General features: G+C 72.2%; 17 protein-coding genes. 6 read left to right on the forward strand and 11 right to left on the reverse strand.

The window, feature by feature from the left end; all coding sequences use genetic code 11:
* Positions 1-4: 4 nt before the first annotated feature.
* From hypF to CHC05_RS30590, 9 genes are read right to left on the reverse strand one after another with little or no spacing between them, the layout of a single operon-like run.
* The gene (gene hypF / locus CHC05_RS30555) at positions 5-2536 is read right to left on the reverse strand and encodes a carbamoyltransferase HypF (protein WP_089254077.1); all 2532 of its coding nucleotides are present in this window, start codon (positions 2534-2536) and stop codon (positions 5-7) included.
* Positions 2537-2539: 3 nt separating this feature from the next.
* The gene (locus tag CHC05_RS42785) at positions 2540-3010 is read right to left on the reverse strand and encodes a hydrogenase maturation protease (protein ID WP_089254078.1); all 471 of its coding nucleotides are present in this window, start codon (positions 3008-3010) and stop codon (positions 2540-2542) included.
* Positions 3007-3126: a DUF6893 family small protein gene (locus CHC05_RS43520; RefSeq protein WP_425426867.1), complete on the reverse strand. Its 120-nt coding sequence runs from the start codon at positions 3124-3126 to the stop codon at positions 3007-3009. The genes CHC05_RS42785 and CHC05_RS43520 overlap by 4 nt, the downstream gene beginning before the upstream one ends.
* Positions 3123-4490, reverse strand: coding sequence for a hypothetical protein (locus tag CHC05_RS42790; protein ID WP_089254079.1), 1368 nt, complete (start codon positions 4488-4490; stop codon positions 3123-3125). Before CHC05_RS42790 ends, CHC05_RS43520 begins: the two co-directional genes overlap by 4 nt.
* Positions 4487-5119, reverse strand: a complete 633-nt coding sequence (locus CHC05_RS30570; protein ID WP_089254080.1) for a DUF6084 family protein — start codon at positions 5117-5119, stop codon at positions 4487-4489. Before CHC05_RS30570 ends, CHC05_RS42790 begins: the two co-directional genes overlap by 4 nt.
* Entirely contained in the window at positions 5116-5742 is a 627-nt protein-coding gene (locus CHC05_RS30575; protein ID WP_089254081.1) for a DUF5947 family protein, read from the reverse strand. The genes CHC05_RS30570 and CHC05_RS30575 overlap by 4 nt, the downstream gene beginning before the upstream one ends.
* Entirely contained in the window at positions 5739-6290 is a 552-nt protein-coding gene (locus tag CHC05_RS30580; protein ID WP_089254082.1) for a NifU family protein, read from the reverse strand. Before CHC05_RS30580 ends, CHC05_RS30575 begins: the two co-directional genes overlap by 4 nt.
* Positions 6287-8077 carry a nickel-dependent hydrogenase large subunit gene (locus CHC05_RS30585; protein ID WP_089254083.1) on the reverse strand — a complete coding sequence of 597 codons (1791 nt, stop codon included), beginning with the start codon at positions 8075-8077 and terminating at the stop codon, positions 6287-6289. Before CHC05_RS30585 ends, CHC05_RS30580 begins: the two co-directional genes overlap by 4 nt.
* A gap of 21 nt (positions 8078-8098) precedes the next feature.
* Positions 8099-9154 (reverse strand): NADH-quinone oxidoreductase subunit B family protein, encoded by a 1056-nt coding sequence (locus CHC05_RS30590; protein WP_089254084.1) that lies wholly within the window; start codon positions 9152-9154, stop codon positions 8099-8101.
* A gap of 121 nt (positions 9155-9275) precedes the next feature.
* On the opposite strand from CHC05_RS30590, the gene CHC05_RS30595 reads away from it, so the two are divergent.
* On the forward strand, positions 9276-9605 hold the full coding sequence (locus tag CHC05_RS30595) for a hydrogenase maturation nickel metallochaperone HypA/HybF (RefSeq protein WP_179266449.1): 330 nt from the start codon (positions 9276-9278) through the stop codon (positions 9603-9605).
* Positions 9606-9608: 3 nt separating this feature from the next.
* Positions 9609-10298: a hydrogenase nickel incorporation protein HypB gene (gene hypB / locus CHC05_RS30600; RefSeq protein WP_089254086.1), complete on the forward strand. Its 690-nt coding sequence runs from the start codon at positions 9609-9611 to the stop codon at positions 10296-10298.
* Here the strand turns inward: hypB and CHC05_RS30605 are convergent.
* Positions 10295-10969 (reverse strand): hypothetical protein, encoded by a 675-nt coding sequence (locus CHC05_RS30605; protein WP_089254087.1) that lies wholly within the window; start codon positions 10967-10969, stop codon positions 10295-10297. The genes hypB and CHC05_RS30605 overlap by 4 nt on opposite strands.
* 92 nt (positions 10970-11061) lie before the next feature.
* Here CHC05_RS30605 and CHC05_RS30610 point away from each other — a divergent pair, with 92 nt between their 5' ends.
* Positions 11062-13134, forward strand: a complete 2073-nt coding sequence (locus tag CHC05_RS30610) for a beta-glucosidase family protein (RefSeq protein WP_089254088.1) — start codon at positions 11062-11064, stop codon at positions 13132-13134.
* Here CHC05_RS30610 and CHC05_RS40960 read toward each other — a convergent pair whose 3' ends face one another.
* Positions 13135-13713, reverse strand: coding sequence for a DUF1707 SHOCT-like domain-containing protein (locus CHC05_RS40960; RefSeq protein ID WP_144022844.1), 579 nt, complete (start codon positions 13711-13713; stop codon positions 13135-13137).
* A gap of 160 nt (positions 13714-13873) precedes the next feature.
* On the opposite strand from CHC05_RS40960, the gene CHC05_RS40965 reads away from it, so the two are divergent.
* From CHC05_RS40965 to CHC05_RS30625, 3 genes are read left to right on the forward strand one after another with little or no spacing between them, the layout of a single operon-like run.
* Positions 13874-14164 (forward strand): hypothetical protein, encoded by a 291-nt coding sequence (locus CHC05_RS40965; RefSeq protein WP_144022845.1) that lies wholly within the window; start codon positions 13874-13876, stop codon positions 14162-14164.
* Entirely contained in the window at positions 14151-18077 is a 3927-nt protein-coding gene (locus CHC05_RS30620) for an AAA family ATPase (protein WP_089254090.1), read from the forward strand. The genes CHC05_RS40965 and CHC05_RS30620 overlap by 14 nt, the downstream gene beginning before the upstream one ends.
* Positions 18078-18082: 5 nt before the next feature.
* Complete coding sequence (locus tag CHC05_RS30625; protein ID WP_144022846.1) at positions 18083-18781, forward strand: hypothetical protein; 699 nt, start codon at positions 18083-18085, stop codon at positions 18779-18781.
* Positions 18782-18797: the final 16 nt, after the last annotated feature.

Consider the following 18797-nt stretch of genomic DNA (forward strand, 5'->3'; position numbering starts at 1 on the left):
CCCTCTACGAAGCTGCGGAGATCAACAACTGTCCGAGCGCGATGCCGCCGTCGTTGGGCGGCAGCAGGCGCGGGCGCAGCACGGTGAAGCCCCGTTCGGCGAGCTGCCGTTCGCCCGCATCGAGCAGGAGCGAGTTTTGGAAGACCCCGCCACCTAGCGCAACGGTGTTCAGGCCAGTGCGGTCGCGGGCCCGGTCGGCGAGGTCGGCGATGAGCGCGGCGACCGTGCTGTGGAAGACCGCCGCGATCTCCGCCGCCGGCACGCCGGCACGCAGATCGGCGACGACGGCCCGGACCAACTCGGCCGGATCGGCCACCAGCGGTCCGCCTTCTTTCAGATCCATCGGATACGCACGACGGGGCGAGCGGTCGCGGGCAAGGCCCTCCAGCACGATGGCGGCCTCGGCCTCGAAGTCGACGACATGCTTCACGCCGACGAGGGAGGCCACGGCGTCGAACAGTCGCCCCATGCTGGACGTCGGCACGCTGCCGAACGCGGTGTCGAGCTGGTGTGCGAGCACGTCCCGCTCGGCCTGCGGGCACGCCGCCACGGCCGGGATGTCGTCGGTCCACTCGATGCCCGCGTTGCGCAGGTGCGCGAGGGCCATCCGGTAGGGCCGCAGCACGCTGGCGTCGCCGCCTGCCAGCGGCACGTACCCGAGGTGCGCGAACCGCTCGGCGGACTTGTAGTCGCAGACGAGCACCTCGCCGCCCCAGACCGCGCCGTCGGTGCCGTAGCCGGTGCCGTCGAACGCGACCCCGATGACCTGCTCCCCCGCGCCGACCCCGTGCTCGCCCATCACCGAGGCGATGTGCGCGTGGTGGTGCTGCGCCCGGTGCACGGGCCGCCCGTCGGCGTGGTCGAGCGCCCACCGGGTGCTGCGGTAGCCGGGGTGGGCATCGACCACGAGCCGCTCCGGCCGCACGCCGGTCAGGTCCTCCAGCTGGCCCGCGACGGCGGTCAGGGCGTCGACGGTGCGCAGGTCGTCCATGTCGCCGACGTGCGGGCTGAGCCAGGCGTAGCGGCCCTCGGCCACCGCGCAGGTGTTCTTCAGATCGCCGCCGGCGGCCAGCGTCGGCGGCACCTCGACGGGCAGCGCGACCGGCAGCGGCGCATAACCCCGCGAGCGCCGCACGGGCAGCGGTGTCCCGCCGACGGTGCGGGTGACCGAGTCGTCGCACGGCACGTGGATCGGCCGGTCGTGGCGCAGCCAGGCGTCGGCGATGCCGGCGAGGCGCTCCAGCGCGTCCGCGTCGTCCGTGGCGATCGGCTCGCCGGCCACGTTGCCGGAGGTGAGCACCAGCGCATCCGTGATCGGCGGATCGCCGTCGAGGCCGAACAGCAGCTCGTGCAGCGGCGTGTACGGCAGCAGGACGCCGAGGTCCGGGTTGCCGGGCGCGACCCCGTCGGCGAGCGGCTCGCGCTTGGGCACCAGCACGATCGGCCGCTGCGGCCCGGCGAGCAGCCGCTCCTCGTCGTCGGTCAGCACCGCGATCCGCCGGGCCACCGCCAGGTCGGCGACCATCACCGCGAACGGCTTGCCGCCCCGGCGCTTGCGGCGCCGCAACTCCGCGACGGCGCGCTCGTCGCGGGCGTCGCAGGCCAGGTGGTAGCCGCCGAGTCCCTTGACCGCGACGATCCCGCCCTGGGCCAGCAGCTCCCGGGCGGTGCGCAGCGCGGTCTCGCCGTGCACCGGCGGCCAGCTGTGCCGCCCGGGGCCGCCGGTGACGAGCTCCAGGCGCGGGCCGCAGTCGGGGCAGGCGATCGGCTGGGCGTGGAAGCGGCGGTCGGCCGGGTCCTCGTACTCGCGGCGGCAGGCGTCACACATCTGGAAGCGGGCCATCGTGGTGGTGTCCCGGTCGTACGGCAGCGCGGTGATGATGGTCAGCCGCGGTCCGCAGTTGACGCAGGTGATGAACGGGTGCCGGTAGCGGCGGTCGCCCGGGTCGCGCAGCTCGGCGCGGCAGTCGTCGCACGTGGCGACGTCGGGCGACGCCAGGGTGCGGGACCGGCCGGTCGGCCCGGAGTCCACGATGGTGAAGCCCGTGCCGCCGGTCGCGTCCATGATGGACTCGTTGACGGCCTCCACCACGGCCAGCGGCGGCGGCTCGGTGCGCAGAAGGCGGCCGAACGTGTCGAGGGCGTCCGGCAGCCCCTCGACCTCGACGGTGACCCCGGTCGCGGTGTTGGAGACGCGGCCGCTGAGCGCCAGGGCCGTCGCGGTGGCGTAGACGAACGGGCGGAAGCCGACGCCCTGCACGACGCCGGTCACCTCGTAACGGCGGCGCTCTCGCCGGTCGGCGGCGCGCCCCCGACCGATCAGCTCCAACCCGTCGAGGGCTTTCCGGGCGCGCTCCCGGTCGATGAGCTCGACCGCGAACCCCATGTGGATGAGCACCCAGGCGCCGGGTTCCGGTGGCTCGTCGAGCATGCCGACGTTGACCCGGCGGGCGGCGCCTTCGACGTCGACGAGGGCGAGCTGGCCCTCGTACCCGGGAACGATTTCGACGACCTGTCCCGGGATGCCCAGGCACATGTGTCAGGTCCCTTCGGTGGTGAGCTTGCCGAGCAGGACGTCGACCGCGGCGACCGCTTCCGGGATCGCGGCGGCGACGGCGGGGCTGAGGCCGAGGCCCTCGTCGAGGTTGGCGGGCCGGCAGCCGACCACGTAGGTGGGCGGCAAGGTGCCGCCGAGGCGGTGCAGGGTGGCGAGCACCGTGGCGGGGTCCATCGCGTGGGCGTCGAGGCCCACACCGGCCGGAACGTCGTCGACCTCCAGCACCGTCACCGTCCCAGGCGCGTCGTCGCCGGGCAGCGCGTCGACCAGCACCAGGGCCGCGACGCCGTGGAGCAGGTCGTAGGCCAGGTGCAGGCCCCGGATGCCGTAGTCGACGACGCGCACCTGGTCGGGCAGGTCTCCCCGCTCGACCAGGTGCTGGGCGACCGCCGGGCCGAAGCCGTCGTCGCCGAGGAATACGTTGCCGATGCCGGCTACCAGGACCCGTCTCACATCGAGCGGATCTTCAGGTAGCGGCGGATGTCCGGGATCGACCGGACCGTCATCACCAGCGCCACCAGGGCCAGGCCGGCACCGACTCCCGCGGTCATCATGCCGAGTCTTCTCATGACCGGCTCTCCTCTCTCTCGATCGGTTTCGCGTCGCCGGCGAGCGGTTCGAGCTCGTCCGGCGCGAAGTAGAAGTAGCGCCCGTACCAGTCGTGCAGGTCCGCCGCGGGGTCGTCGACGAGGACCAGCGCGACGTGCACCGCGCCATCCACATCGGACAGCACGGCGGTGACGCGGGCGACCTGGTCGGCGAAGAACAGGTCCTGGGCGTCGGCGCGGCGGCTCGGGTGCACCCGGACCAGGCTGCCCTTGCCCACCGGCACGCCGTTGATGACGACGACGTCGGTGTCGGGCGAGACGGCGGCGTCGGCGGCCGGGTCCCACCACGGCGCCCCGGCGGTGTCGAACGACGGCGGCTCGACGTTGCGCATGTCCGCCAGCGGGTCGCGGAGAATCCCGTGCAGCCCCTGGAGCTGCTCCGGGGTCAGCCCGTCGCAACGGTCGATGATGGCAGCGACCTGCGGGTCGGTGGCTCGCGCCTCGGCCTTCTCCGCCTCGGTCATCGTCATGATGCGCAGCACCAGGATCTCGTCGATCTCGGTCGCGTCGAACAGCGCGCCCGGGCTTTGCTCGGCCACCTCCGGGTGGTCGTACAGGATGATCGGCGAGCCGAGCACGAGGTCGGTCGCGCCGGGCGGGCCGGCCAGCACGGGCCAGCAGCGGTGCTGCACGCAGCGCGCGGCGGCGGCAGCGGCGGCGTCGGGCGGGTCGATCACCGAGACGAACCCGGCCCCAGCCGCCGCCCGCAGCACGAGGTGCGCGCCGAGCAGCGAGCCGCGCGTCGCATCGTCCTTCGTGGACAGCGCTCCGTCGTACGCGTTCTCGACCGCCACGGTCAGCCGGGTGTACGCGCCGTCGGGTTCCGTCGCGAGCCGCAGGTGGGCGCGCAGCGGCCAGCGCCGGCGCACGACCTGCCCGAGCTCGACGCCGGACCCGTCGCACACCGCCTCGACGTCCTCGCCGCCGGATATCTCGACGCGCAGCTCGCCGTCGGGCCCGACCGGCTGCCCGGTGAACACCGCCTCGCGCTCGACCGCCTCGTCCCAGCTGAGCACGGTCCGCCCGCCGACGTCGAGCGCCTCGACGTCCGTAAAACCACCGTCGCCGTCCAACCGCCGCACCTGCCGCACCTGGAGCTGCAGGAACCGCAGATGCACGTCCACGGTGGACCCGACACCGGAGAGCAGGCACTGCACGGCCATGCCGGACTCCTCGCCCAGCCCACGTTCGGCGGCGCCGGGCGGGCCGAGCACGCCGAACTGCCACCGGGTGCGGTTCTTCTGCGCGCTGGCCCGGTACGGGTAGAGCAGGTAGCCCTCGTAGAGCACCGCGTCGGCGATCGCGCGGACGCTTTCCACAGTCATGTCAGCACCTCGGCGGGCAACAGCGACCGGATCGTCTCTTCCCAGCTGATGTGCCCGCGCTGGGCGCGCACGGCCGCCAGGGCGTCCAGCACCTCGCGGTCGAGCCGGATCCAGCCGGTGCCCGGGAAATACTGCTCGATGAGCGAACGCCAGACCGTGACCGGCAGGTCGTACGCCGCGGAGCGGTCCCAGGGCACGGGTTCGACCGAGAAGCCGGTGGCGCCAGGCACGAAGACGGTGCCGGAGAACAGGAAGGTCAGCGGAACCGTGCCGGCGTGGAGGGCGTGGAGGTAGCTGGTGCCGACCACATCGAGGTCGTACGTGCACGGCAGCGCCAGGTCGACCTCGGTGCCGCCGGCGAAGCCGGGCACGGTGGTGTCGCAGCGCAGCCACGGGAACGAGCGCACGGTGTCGGCCCAGCGTTCCCGGCCGCCGAACAGCCCGCGCAGCGCCTCGCCCTCTTCCGTGTCGTAGCCGCGCCGCGCGGGGTCGACCCGCACCTGGCAGCGCAGCGTCATCGCGTGCACCCGGCGGCCGGCGTCGTCGTCGACGCGCAGCTTCGCGGTGAGTTGCGGTGTCACGGCGTGCGGTTCGGCGACAATGTCACGCACGGCGAACGTCAGGCTCATCCGTCGACGCTCCGCCGGTCGACCGTGGCGAAGAACTCGGCGATCGCGGCCCGGGCCTCGGAGCCGCCGTCGAAGCCGCGCCAGCCCCGCCGGAGCGTGCCGACGAGCTCGTAGCAGACGTCGATGGGCACGAGATGGCAGGAGCCCTCGTGCGCGGCACCGGGTGCGGCGCGGCGGACCAGCAGCGCCTCGACGTCGGGGCGCAACGTCGCAAGCGACGGGTGGGCGGCGAGCACGCCGTTCCAGGCTTCGAGCGGAAGCTCCGACTCGGTGGCGCCGGCCGGGCTCGGGTAGAACGCGACGAGGCGCTCCTGCACCGAGTTGTGGAACAGGAACGCCAGCCCGACCGGGATGTCCAGCGCGTCGAACGCCGGGCCGTCGGCCGACACGTCCGGGAAGCGCAGGTAGCGGTCCGGCACCGCGCGGTAGCGCTGGTCCGCGTCACTGGCGAAGAGCAGGTAGCAGGGCCGGCACGCGCACATCAGCGCGCGCCCCTCGAGATGCACGACGTGGCCGTGCTCCTCCTGCACGGGCTGGGCGCACAGGTCGCAGTGCTCCCCCGGGACCCGCGGTGCCGGCCGGTCCCGGCTGATCCGGCGCAGCGCGCCCAGCGCCGGGCTCACGGCGCCTCCGCGGGCGCCGGCCCTACCCGGCTGAACAGCGAGCCGATCGGGATGACCGTGCCGGCGGACCGGTCCGGCTCGACCACCTCGATGGTCACCACCTCGGGTGCCGCGTCGGCGACGGCCGACTCGACCGCGGCCTTCAGCGGCGCGGACGAGCAGCCGCTGGCGGTCAGCCGGACGCGGGCGATCCCGTCGGGCGTGATGTCGATCAGCTCGGCCTCGCCACCCGGTGCGGCCGCCGCCAGGGCCTTGGCGACCCGGGTCGACGCGCTCTCCGGATGCAGTCCGTGCACGAGCAGCAGGCTGGCGACGAGGTCGTCGGCGGCGAGCGCGTCGAGCACGTCGTCGGACAGCGCGCCGCGCTCGTGCAGCAGTTCCAGGAGCCGTTCCAGCCCGGCGCCGTACAGGTCGACGACGAGCCGGACCAGTTCCTCGGCCCGCTGCCGGGCCACCGCGCCGCCGGCCGCGCTCGCGGTGATCAGTGCCTCGATGCGATCCCCGGCCCCACGCCAGTCGGTGGGAACCTCGACTTCCACGGTGGTCACTCGGCGCCCGCCGACTGCGTGGGCGAGTGCAGCATCTCGAGCTTCTTCCCGTTGCCCAGGTACATGTGCACGCCGCAGGGCAGGCAGGGGTCGAAGCTGCGGACCGTACGCATGATGTCGATGCCCTTGAAGTGCTCCCGGTCGTTCTCCTCGAAGATCGGCTGACCCTGCACCGCGTCCTCGTACGGGCCCGGAGTGCCGAAGCTGTCGCGCGGGCTGGCGTTCCACGGGGTCGGCGGGTACGGGTGGTAGTTGGCGATCTTCCCGTCCCGGATCACCATGTGGTGCGACAGCACGCCGCGCACCGCCTCGGTGAACCCGGCGCCGACACCGTCCTTGGGCACCTCGAACTTCTCCCAGGTCTTGGTGCGCCCGGCGCGGATCTCGACCAGCGCCTGCTCGGCGAAGTGCAGCGCGCAGGCGGCCGCGTACGCCTGGAAGTAGGTCCTGGCGCGGTTGCGCTCCAGGGTGTTGCTCCACTGCGGAATGCGCCACTCCAGCTCGACCGGGCCCTTGAGCGCGGTCTTCGGGAGGTTGATCTTCACGCTGCGGCCGGTCGACTGCACGTACCCGATGTCGACGAGGCCGGCCAGCGCGGTGGACCAGAGCCGGGCGAGCGGCCCGCCGCCGGTGTCGAGGGCCAGGTAGTCCTTGCCGTCGAACCAGCGCGGCGACATCACCCAGCTGTAGTTGTTGTCCAGGTCGCGCTTCTGGGGCTGCGGGTTGGTGTGCTGGTTCCAGGGATGCCGCCGGTCGACCGGGTTGCCGAGGGGGTCCTCGGTCACGAACATCTCCTGGCCTTCCCAGTCCTGGTAGTAGGACGAGCCGAGCAGGATGCGGATGCCGAGGTTGATCCGGACCAGGTCCGTGGTGACCAGCTTGCCGTCCACGACGACACCGGGGGTCACGTACATCTTGCGACCCCAGTCCGTCATGTCCTTGTACTCGAAGTTGCAGTGCTCGGGGTCCTGGAACGAGCCCCAGCAGCCGAGCAGGATCCGCCGGTTGCCGACCATCTCGTAGCCGGGCAGCGCCTGGTAGAAGAAGTCGAAGAGGTCGTCGTGCATCGGCACGACCTTCTTCATGAACTCGACGTAGCGCATCAGCCGGGACATATAGTCGGTCATCAGCTGGATGGTCGCGACCGTGCCGACGCCGCCCGGGTAGAGCGTCGAGGGGTGCACGTGGCGCCCCTCCATCAGGCAGAACATCTCGCGGGTCATCCGGCTGACCTGGAGCGCCTCGCGATAGTGGTCGCCCGTGAAGGGGTTGAGCGCCCGCATGATGTCGCCGATCGTGCGGTAGCCGTGCGCGCCGGCATTGGGTGCCTCGGTGCGGTTGGCCATCTCCAGCACGCCGGGGTTGGTCTCGGCGACCATCTTCTCGCAGTAGTCGACCCCGACCAGGTTCTCCTGGAAGATGTTGTGGTCGAACATGTACTCGGCGGCCTCGCCGAGGTTGACGATCCACTCGCCGATCGCGGGCGGCTTCACCCCGTACGCCATGTTCTGCGCGTAGCAGGAGCAGGTCGCGTGGTTGTCGCCGCAGATCCCGCAGATCCGGCTGGTGATGAAGTGCGCGTCGCGCGGGTCCTTGCCCTTCATGAAGATCGAGTACCCGCGGAAGATCGAGCTGGTGCTGTGGCACTCGGCGACGACCCGCTGGTTGAAGTCGATCTTCGTGTAGATCCCCAGGCTCCCGACGATGCGGGTGATCGGGTCCCACGCCATGTCCACCAGGGACTCGGTGCCTGACCCCGTGGCGCGCTGCGGTTGCGTGACCGTCATCGTGTTCTCGGCCTCTCTCGGTTACCAGGTGCGCTTCGCGCCGGTGGTCAGCTCGCGGCCGCGCTTGCGCCACTTGGGCTCGCGGTCGAGCGTGTGGGTCGTGATGCCGCGCAGGCGGCGCATCGTGTTGCCGTAGGCGCCGACGGTCGTGGTCGACAGCTTCGCGCCGGGCGGCTCGTCCATGAACGGCATGAACTTGTCCGGGAAGCCGGGCATCGTGCAGCCGATGCAGATGCCGCCGACGTTCGGGCAGCCGCCGAGGCCGTTCATCCAGCCGCGCTTGGGCACGTTGCACTTGACCGCGGGACCCCAGCAGCCGAGCTTGACGATGCACTTCGGCGAGCCGTACTCCGTGGCGAAGTCGGCCTGCTCGTAGTAGCCGGCGCGGTCACAGCCCTCGTGCACGGTGTTGCCGAACAGCCAGGTCGGCCGCAGGGCGTCGTCGAGGGGGATCATCGGCGCCTGCCCGGTCGCCATGTAAAGGAGGTAGACCAGCGTCTCCGACATGTTGTCGGGCTGGATCGGGCAGCCGGGCACGTTGACGATCGGGATGCCGGCCTTGGATTTCCACTCCCAGCCCAGGTAGTCGGCCACGCCCATCGCGCCGGTCGGGTTGCCGGCCATCGCGTGGATGCCGCCGTACGTCGCGCAGGTGCCGGTCGCCACGATCGCGGTCGCCTTCGGCGCGAGCCGGTCAAGCCAGCCGCTCATCGTGATGGGCTGGTCGGTCGCCGGGTTGTTGCCGAACCCGGTCCAGTAGCCCTCGCTGTGCAGCTCCTCGTTGGCGATCGAGCCCTCGACCACGAGGACGAAGGGGTCGAGCTCGCCGCGGTCGGCCTTGAAGAACCACTCCAGGAAGTCGTCCTGCCCGCCGTTGGGGCCGCACTCGAAGTCGATCAGTGGCCAGTGCACGGCCACCTTGGGCAGGCCCGGCAGCGCGCCCAGCGCGATCTCCTCGATGCTCGGCTGGGTGGCCGCGGTCAGCGACACGGAGTCGCCGTCGCAGCTGAGCCCGGCGTTGATCCAGAGAACGTGGATGAGCGTGTCCTCGGCCTTGATCGCTTCCGCTGTGGGCATGGTGTCCGCCTTCCCCGTCGCGCGTCCGGCGTCGCAGAACGTGCGTAGCTCGGTGCTCAGCGTAATATCGGACCTAGTCTGCAAGTGGGTGCAACGCAGACAAATGTCACTTAGGAGTCCGGTGCACGAGCTGTCGATCACGCAGAGCGTCGTGGAGTCGGTCCAGGCCCGCGCGGGTGAGCGGCGGGTGCACGCGATCCGGCTCCAGGTCGGGGCGCTGACGGCCGTCGTACCCGATGCCATGCACTTCTGCTTCGACCTGGTCACCGCGGGGACCGTCGCGGAGGGCGCCCGGCTCGACATCGACCTGGTGCCCGGCCGCGCGGCGTGTCGTTCCTGCGGCGTGTCGTTCGACCTGCCCGACCCCGTGTTGCTGTGCGCGTGCGGCAGCGCCGACGTCTCGGTGCTCGCCGGCCGCGAGTTGAAGATCGTCTCGATGGAGGTGGGTTGACCGGTGTGCGGCACCTGCGGTTGTTCTGACTCTGCTGCTCACTCGCATTCGCATGAGCACGTTTCGCTGGAGCAGAACGTGCTGGCCAAGAACGACGCGATCGCCCGCGACAACCGGGCGTGGCTGCGCAAGCGGGACGCGATCGCGCTCAACCTGATGAGCTCACCCGGCGCGGGCAAGACCACGCTGCTGGAGCGGACCTTGACCGCCCTGGCCCGGGTACGGCCGGCCGCGGTGATCGAGGGCGACCAGGCCACCTCGCTGGACGCGGAACGGCTGCGCCGCACCGGTGCGCCGGCCGTCCAGGTCAACACGGGAGCCGGTTGTCACCTCGACGCGGCGCTGGTGCGGTCGGCCCTGTCCAGACTCGACCCGCCGACGGGCGCGGTGGTCTTCGTGGAGAACGTCGGCAACCTGGTCTGCCCGGCGATGTTCGACCTGGGCGAACAGCGCAAGGTGGTCGTCATCTCGGTCACCGAGGGCACGGACAAGCCGCTGAAGTACCCGTACATGTTCGCGGCCGCCGACCTGGTGGTGATCAACAAGATCGACCTGCTGCCGTACGTGGACTTCGACGTGGACCTGTGCGCCAAGAACGCGCGGTCGGTCAACCCGGACCTGGCCCTGCTGACCGTCTCGGCGACCTCGGGCGAGGGCGTGCCGGCGTGGTTGGAGTGGATCGCGGGCGTCTAGCTTTTCGGTGCCGTGGGTGCGGTGACCGCGTCGAAGTCGCTGAACTCGGACTTCGTCGGAGCCGCGGGCACGTCGATGGTGACGCGGGTGATGTGGCCGCGGTCGTCGAGGGTCACGGTCATCGGCACGGCCCGCGCCTGGTCCAGCTCCTTGGGTGCGGCGGCGCCGTTGGTCGCGTTGAGATACATGTTCGCGGTGAGGTCGATCGTCCCCGCGTACGTCAGCGGTGCGGTCTCGTGCAGGCCGGAGACGCTCGAGAAGAGTTCCGCGCCGACAAGCGCATCCGCACCGGCCACGTAGCGGAACGGCGGCTCGCTCAGCGTTTCGGCGGTCACCTCGCTCCACGGGGAGATCTCGTCGAGGGGCGGGGCGTCGCCGACGGCGGTCAGGTCGGCGTTCGTGCGGACCCAGCCGCGGTCACCGATCAGCACGGTCTCGGTCGTCACCGCGCCCTCGCGCGTGGACAGCCGCAGCGTGGTGGATTTCGACGGCCGGTGCACCAACCCGTCGTACTCGTCGCCCGCCGCCGTGTGGTGGTAGGAGAAACTGCTCTTCGCCATGGTCTCGACCGCGGCCCTGACCTGCTCGTCGGCCCGGTCGGCCTGGCGGACGACGTTTCCACAACCCGCGAGCAGAAGCCCGACCGCGACGACGAGCGCGACACGCCTCATGACCGAACCCCCGTTACGACAAGATCTATTCCGGCGGGAGGGTACGGCAACCGACACGCCGACGCCGACCCGCGTCTGATCTGATCTCGGGCATGACGGCTTTCGACGAGGCGGTCCGCGCCGCCGCACTCGACGCTGACGCGGCCGCCGACGGGCTGATCGCGGCGCTGACCGACGACGAGCTGGCCTGGCTGCTCGACGGTGACCTCCCGGTGTGGGCGGCGGTCCGGCTGCCGGCCCGGATCAAGGCCGGCCCGGTGACCGCCGGCGCGATCCCCCGGCTGGGCATCCCGGGCGTCCGGTTCAGCGACGGCCCGCGCGGGGTGGTGATGGGGCGGTCGACCGCGTTCCCGGTCACCATGGCCCGGGCGGCGACCTGGGACCCGTCGCTGGAGGAACGGGTCGGGCTCGCCATGGGTCTGGAGGCGCGGGCTCGGGGCGCCAACTACTCCGGTGCGGTGTGCGTCAACCTGCTGCGGCATCCGGCGTGGGGTCGGGCGCAGGAGTGCTACGGCGAGGACCCGGTGCTGACCGGGCGGATGGGCGCCGCGCTGACCCGCGGCCTGCGCCCCAACGTCATGGCCTGCGTGAAGCACTTCGCCCTCAACTCGATGGAGAACGCGCGCTTCACGGTCGACGTGGAGGTCGACGAGCACGCGCTGCACGAGGTGTACCTGCCACACTTCAAGGCCGTGATCGACGCCGGCGCCGAGTCGGTGATGAGCGCGTACAACTCCGTCAACGGCGCGTTCGCCGACCAGAACGCGGTGCTGCTGACCGACATCCTGCGGGGCGAGTGGGGTTTCACCGGCTTCGTCACCAGCGACTGGGTGTGGGGCACGCACGACGCGGTCGACAGCCTCGTCGCCGGGCTGGACATCGAGATGCCACTGCGCATGCACCGGGCCCGATCGCCGCTCCTGCGCCTCGTGCCCCGCTCGGTGGTGCGGCGGTCAGCCCACCGGATCCTGCGGACGACGCTGCTCCACTACGCCAACCGGGCGGCCGCCGAGCCTTCGCCGGACGTGGTGGCCTCGGCGGCGCACCGATCGCTGGCCTACGAGGCCGCCGTGCGCGGCGCCGTGCTGCTGCGGAACGAGCCCTCGGTGTTGCCGCTGCCGGCCTCGACGCGGGTCGCCGTCGTGGGGCGGCTCGCGGCCACGCCGAATCTCGGTGACCGGGGCTCCTCCACGGTCGACCCGCCGTCGACGTCGTCGCCGTTGGACGGGCTGCGCGCGGCATTCTCTGCTCTGTCCTATCTGGATGGCCGCGATGTCGACGCCGCGGTGCGGGCCGCGCGCGACGCCGATGTCGCCGTGGTCGTCGTCGGCATGGGTCCGACGGACGAGGGTGAGCGGGTCACCAACGACGATCCGGCGAGCCTGGCGTTCCTCGGCTTTCCGCTCACCCTGCGGCCGGTGCAGCGGTTGGCCGCCTGGCTCGCCCGGCGGGTCACCCGGTTCGAGCCGGGCGGCGACCGTACCCGGTTGACCCTGCACCCGCCCGACGAAGAGCTGATCGCCGCGGTCGCGGCGGCCAACCCGCGGACCGTGGTGGTCGTGATCGGCGGCAGCGCGATCGTCATGGAGGCCTGGCGGTCGCGGGTGGCGGCGATCCTGCTGGCCTGGTACCCGGGCATGGAGGGCGGCCAGGCGATCGCCGACATCCTCACGGGCGCGGTCGAGCCCGGCGGCCGGTTGCCGGTGGCCATCCCCCGCGACGCCGCACACCTGCCGTTCTTCGACGCGTCCGCCAGCCGCATCCGGTACGACGCTTGGTGGGGCCAACGAAAGCTGGACCGCGACGGGCGCCGCGCCGCGTACCCCTTCGGTTTCGGTCTGGGCTACACGACTTTCTCCGTGACGCTGCTGGCGCCCGGTCGGGTGCGGGTCACCAACACCGGTGAGCGGGCGGGCTCGACGGTCGCGCAGCTCTACGCGTTCGACGCGGACGCGGACCCGCCGGTGCCGGTGCTGGTCGGCTTCGAGCGGGTCACTCTGGACGCGGGCGCCACGGCCGAGGTGGACGTGGAGCTCGACCTGACCCCGACGCGCCAACGGGACCCGGCCACCCGCACCTGGTCGCCACGCCCGGGGCGGTGGCGGATCGTCGCCGCGACCCAGCACCCATCCACGTTGGACGGCGCCCTGGACCTGGTCTTCTGATCACCAGGTCCAGCGGCCCAGCCGGAACGGGTAGCGGACCACGACCGAGCCGGCGGCGCTGCTGCCGCTGATCACCAGGTGCGGCGCGGTGCCGCCCGGCTCGGGGAACGACGGAACGCGGCAGAACACGGTGCCGGCGGTGGTGCTGAGCCGGTCGAGGTCGGCGGTCGCGCCCTTCGGCAAGACGATCACCGTGTTGCCGGCCTGCGTGGCCAACTCGATCTCGACGACCCGCTGGGTGAGCACGGCCTCCCGGAAGTCGAGCTTGACGATGCCGGCCCTGCTGCGCACCACGAGCTTGCGCGGCACGGCCCAGCGGCCGGACCGCCGGATCTGCCCGGCGTGGCTGCGCAACTCGACAGCGGTGTCGGTGGGTGCGACGGCCGGCAGGGCGGCCGCGGGCAGGTCGGCGACGAACGGCTCGACCTCGCCGTAGGTGCGGGCCCGCAGCACCCCGTCGACCCGCTCCTCGAACTCGGCCATCGTCAACCGGCCCTCGGACACCGCCGTGTTGAGCCGCGCGATCACGCTCTCCCGGTCGGCGTCCGACATCCGGATGTCGCGCTGGTCGGCACTCACGTCGATGACTCTACGGTGCCGGGCATCGACCGGGAACAGGTCCGGCGGGCGTCGATCTGTCGCCCTTTCGGTGGCGGTGAGCCTCGATCGCGGGCCGTACGCTGTTGGCTGTTGGCTGCGTACTTCGTGCTTCGTACTGCGTGCTTCGGACGGAGGGCCGATGTCGAGTTCGGGTTGGCGTGCCGCCGCGGCCGGGGTCTCGGTCGCGCTCGGAGCCGGTGTCGGTGTGGTGACCAACGTCCTCACCGAGAGCTGGGACGTCGGGCTGCTGGTCGGCCTGATCGCGCTCGTGGTCGCCGCCGTCGTCCTCCAGGTGCTCGTGTCGTTGCTAGCTGACGCTGACGCCGGGTCGGCCGTCTCCCTGCGGGCCAGGGCGACGGGCCACTCGACGATCGTGCAGGCCGGGCGCGACATCGTCACCCGCTCCGACGTGGCCGATGACCAACGTTGACGTCGGCGCGCTCAAGGCGGTCGCCCGCGGCTCGGGGACGATCCTGCAGGCGGGCCGCGACGTCATCACCGGCACGGTCTTCAACGGCGGCTTCGCGCGGCTGCGGGACGTGTGGCTCGACCCGCAGCCGGTGTTCGACGAGGTGCAACTCGACCGCTTCGCCGGCCGGGAGTGGCTGATCTCCAAAGTGGACGACTTCGTGGACCGGCACGACCACGGCTTCGTCGTCGTCCAAGGGCCGGCCGGCGTCGGCAAGACCGCGGTCGCCGCCTGGCTCGCCGCCCGGCGCGGCTGGCCCTGCCACTTCACCCGCCGCGCCAAGGGCCGGTCCGCGGCGACCGCACTGCGCAACCTGGCCGCGCAGATCATCGCCGCGTACGAGCTGTCCGAGCAGTTCGCACCCGGCGGCGGCCTGCCCGACACCGCCGCGGAGCCGGGCTGGTTCGAGCAGGTCCTGCGGGCCGGCGGCGAACGGGCCGCGGCGGCCGGGCAACGCCTCGTGATCGTGGTCGACGGGCTCGACGAGGCCGAGACGTTCGAGGGCGACCTGCCGCTGGGCCTGCCCGCCCGCCTCCCGCGCAACGTGGTCGTCGTGGCCACCTGCCGCACCGGCAGCGCGCTGCCCGGCCTGCGACTGCCGTGGCAGGTCACCACCATCAAGCTCGGCGACCGCCGCAACCTCGACGACATGCGGCGCTTCCTGGACCGGTCGGTGCGCGCCGACCCGCAGATCGCGGACCGGCTGACCATCGACCCGGAGGTCTTCATCGACCGCCTCCTCGAGCGCTGCGGCGGGGTCTGGGTCTACCTGCGGTACGTCCTCGACGAGGTCCGCTTCGGCCTGCGCTCCCCCGACGACCTGGCGGCCCTGCCCGCCGACCTGTCCGGCTACTACACGCAGGCGCTGTTTCCCCCCGGCGCCGACGACCCGATCCGGTCGCGGGTCCTGTCGACCCTGGCCGCGGTGGCCGAACCGCTCCCCGCGCCGCTGCTGGCCGACCTCTGCGGGCTCGGCTCCCCCGACGTCGAGACGTTGTGCGAAGGCCCGTTCCGACCGTTCCTCACGGTCACGGACGACTCCCGCTACGGGATCTACCACCTGAGCCTGCGCGACTACCTGCACGGCGCGGCGACCGGGCCGATGCTGGCGGCCGACCGGCATCGCAGCGACCGGCTCGGCCGCGCGACCGCCGCCGCCCACGGGGCCATCGCCGACTTCTATCTCGCGCTGTTCGGCGGGCTCGCCGACGGGTTGCCGTCGCTCGCCGGCGACCTGGACCTCGTCGACGTCCACGGTGGCTACGCCCGGCGCAACCTCGCCTTCCATCTCGAACGCGGTGGCCGCGAGGACGACCTGCACCGGTTGCTGGCCGTCGAGGCGCGTGGCGCCTGCCTCTGGTACGCGGCCCTCGACCACGTGTCCGCGAGCGCCGACTTCGGTACCGACCTCGGCCGGGCCCGGGCGCTGGTGGCCCAGCGGGTGGACGCCGACCTGCGGGCTGGGCGGCCGTCGCCGCACGCGGGGCTGGACCTGCGCTACGCGATCATCGCGGCGGCGACGTACTCGTTGACGGTCGCCATTCCGTTCGGGCTGACGGTGGCGCTGGTCCGGCACGGCTTGTGGGGCGCCGAGCGGGCGCTCGCCGAGACGGAGCGGCTGCGGCGGTCGCGTGATCGCGTCCAGCAGGCGCTGCTGCTCCTCCCCGTGCTCACCGGCGCGCATCGGGCCCGGGCGATCGCGCTGGCGCTGGCCTCCGCCCGATCCGACGAGTACGCGGCCGACCGTGCCCAGTCCCTCGCCGAGATCCTCGAAAGCGTCGACGAGCCCGAAGAGGCGCTCGTCATGGAGGCGATGGATGCCGCGCTGCACCTCGACCTCAGCATGCGGGCCGAGGCCATCGTCCGCCTGGCACCGCTGCTGCCGGCCCGGTGCCTGCGTGCCGCCGTCGAGGTCGCACTCACGCTGGACGACCCTGGTGACCGGCTCTGGTTGTCGACCTCGCTGGCCCGGCACGTTCCCGAGGACGAGCTCCCCCGTCTCGTGCATGCCGTCGGCGCCACCCCCGAGGACCAGCTCAGGGCAGAGTTGATCGAGGCGGTGGCGGAGCGGTCGGTGCCTGCCACGTTGCCGGACCTGCTCGTTGCCGCCCATGCCATCGCGACCAGCGACGACCGCGGGTTGGCGCTGTTGAGCATCGCCGTGGGCCTGAGTGCCGACGTACGGGACGAGTCGCTGGCGGACGTCCGGGCAACGGTGGACCCCAGCCACCGTGCGTTGGCGCTGGCGAGGTCCGCCGCCTCCCTCGATCGCGCCGACCTGGTGCGCGAGGCTGTCGCGGCGGCGCTCAGCTGCGAGCCCGAGATGGATGCGCTGGAGTCGCTGGTCAACGTCGCCTGCCTGACCAGAGAGGTGCAGGGCGAGGACGCACTGGCGGACTGCCTGGACCGCCTGGCGACGGCCGAGGTGCGGGTCGAGTTCATCCAGGCGCTGGCGACCGTCGACGGTCCGCCGGTCGACGCGCTCCTCGGACTCGTCGACCGGATCACCGACGAGCGGGGTCGGCCATCTGCGCTGGCGGCGCTCGGGGAGGTCGCGACCGGTCCGGCCGCGAAGACCATCGTGGAGCTGGCCGCCGGGCAGTCCGACGCGATCGACCGCGCCCGGGTGCTGGGCGAGGTCGCGCGCAACGCCGACGCGGAGCTCGCGGAGACGCTGCTCGCCGAGGTCGCCCGGCTGCCGGAGGCGTACCTTCGCGCGCACGTGGTCAACAACCTGGCCGACCGGCTGACCGGGGCGCAGGTCGGTGCCGCTCTGTCGCTGGTCCAGTCCATCACCGACGAACACGGCCGGGCGCGGTTCCTGGCCGCCGCTGCGACCGCGGAGACGCGCGAGGTGTTGCTGGCGGACGCCCTCACGGAGGCCGAACGGATCACGTTCCACCAGGACCGCGCCATGGCCCTCGTGGACATCCTGGAGGCCGGGGGGCCATCGGCTCCGGTCGGCCTCGTCGACGAGCTGTTCGGGCTGACGTCGAGGTTCCTCCCGGACACGCTGAACACGATGTGCCTCGAGCGCACCCGGCCGTGGTTCTCTCCGGAGCAGTGGTCGACCGTCTTCGACATCGCCCGCACCGAAGCCCGGAAACCGTCGCACGAGTCCACCCCGGCTGCCTGGGCCTTGTACCACCTGGCCGCGCTCGGCCCGCCGGCCCGCTCTCCTGAACTGCTGCGTGCGTCCGCCGGTCGGGCCCGCGAGCTGCGGTCAGGTCCGTACCAGTCCTTGCTGCTGATGTTGATCGCGGCGAGGCTGCCCGGCGAGGAGGGTCGGACGCTGCTGCGCGAGGCCATGGACACCGTCGCTCGGGCCGACCCCGGCGCACCGCCGCTGGAGCGGTTCGCGTCCCTGCTGGTCCGCGTCATTCCGGAGGCGGTCCTCGTCAGATGCCTGGCCGCGGGCCACACGCTCCTGCGTCCTGACGCCGACCCTGCGGTTCTGGAGCAGGTGCTTCGCCTCCTACCGGCCCCGGTCGCGCAGTTGGGCGTCGACGCTCTGGCGGGTGTTGCCACACCAGGCGAGCGCGGCCTGATCTTCGCGAACACCGCCCTGCTCCTGCGCGAGCCCGCACGCGAGGCCGCCGTGCGGCACACCCTGGCCGATCCCAGCTTCGCGCGGGGGCGGTCGCAACTGGTCAGCCGGGCGACCGCGCGGGCGGCCGGCCAGCTCGACGCGTACGCCTTCGGTCTGCTCCGCCGCTGCCTCGACGACGTCGACCTCGACGACTGCCTCTCGATCCTGTCCGGCGCGACCGACCTGGTCCGCGCCTGCGGCGGTGAGGCCGCGATCAACGACTGCCTCGAAGCCGCCCGTACGGTCCGCCGGTGGTGGCCGCGCCTGACGGACCAGCCACACTGACGGCCATGTCGTTTCCGGTCGTCCTCCAGGACAGCGTCAACCGGTTCGCACGCTCGCTCGAGGTGCCGCGGCGGCTGGTGAGCCTGCACCCGCGTACACCCGGAAACGCCGGCAACTTCTCGGCCCTGCCACCGGCGGTCGTGCTCGGGGTGATCTCCGCGTTCGAGGGCTTCGTCGAGGACTTCCTGGCGACGGCTTTACACCAGCGGGGGTACGGGCTGGGCCAGATCGCCCGCCGGGTGTCCATGAACAACCCGACGGTGGACGAGTTCTTCCGTCGCTGCGCCAACGAGTTCCCCGGGATCGGGGCGCGGCTGGCGGCCGGTCCGGGCGTCTCGGTGTGGAACGTGCCGGGGGTCGGCCGGCGCCCGCAGATCGAGACCGTCGACCTGGCCGAGCTGCGTCGCCGCGCCGACGGCTGGATGCAGGTGCGGCACTGCCTGGCACACGGGCTGGTCTCGGGGTGGCGGAGCGAGGTCTGGCCGGGCCCGCTGCGCGGCACCGCGACCGTGAGCAGCGTGCTGCGCCCACGCCCGGGCGGCCGGCACGCGATCGGCCTGATCGGAGCGATCTCCTGCGCCCGCATCCACCTGCACGGCGCCCGCCTGATCGCCGACGCCGTCGCGGCCGAGCTTGACACCGACCTGAGCTGGACGGCCCTTCCTGACTTCCCGTTGGAGAGATCTGTCGTACCCGGGCGCTGATGTCGGTGTCCGATTG

It is taken from the genome of Asanoa hainanensis, from assembly GCF_900188485.1.
In the GTDB taxonomy this organism is placed as follows: Bacteria; Actinomycetota; Actinomycetes; order Mycobacteriales; family Micromonosporaceae; genus Asanoa; species Asanoa hainanensis.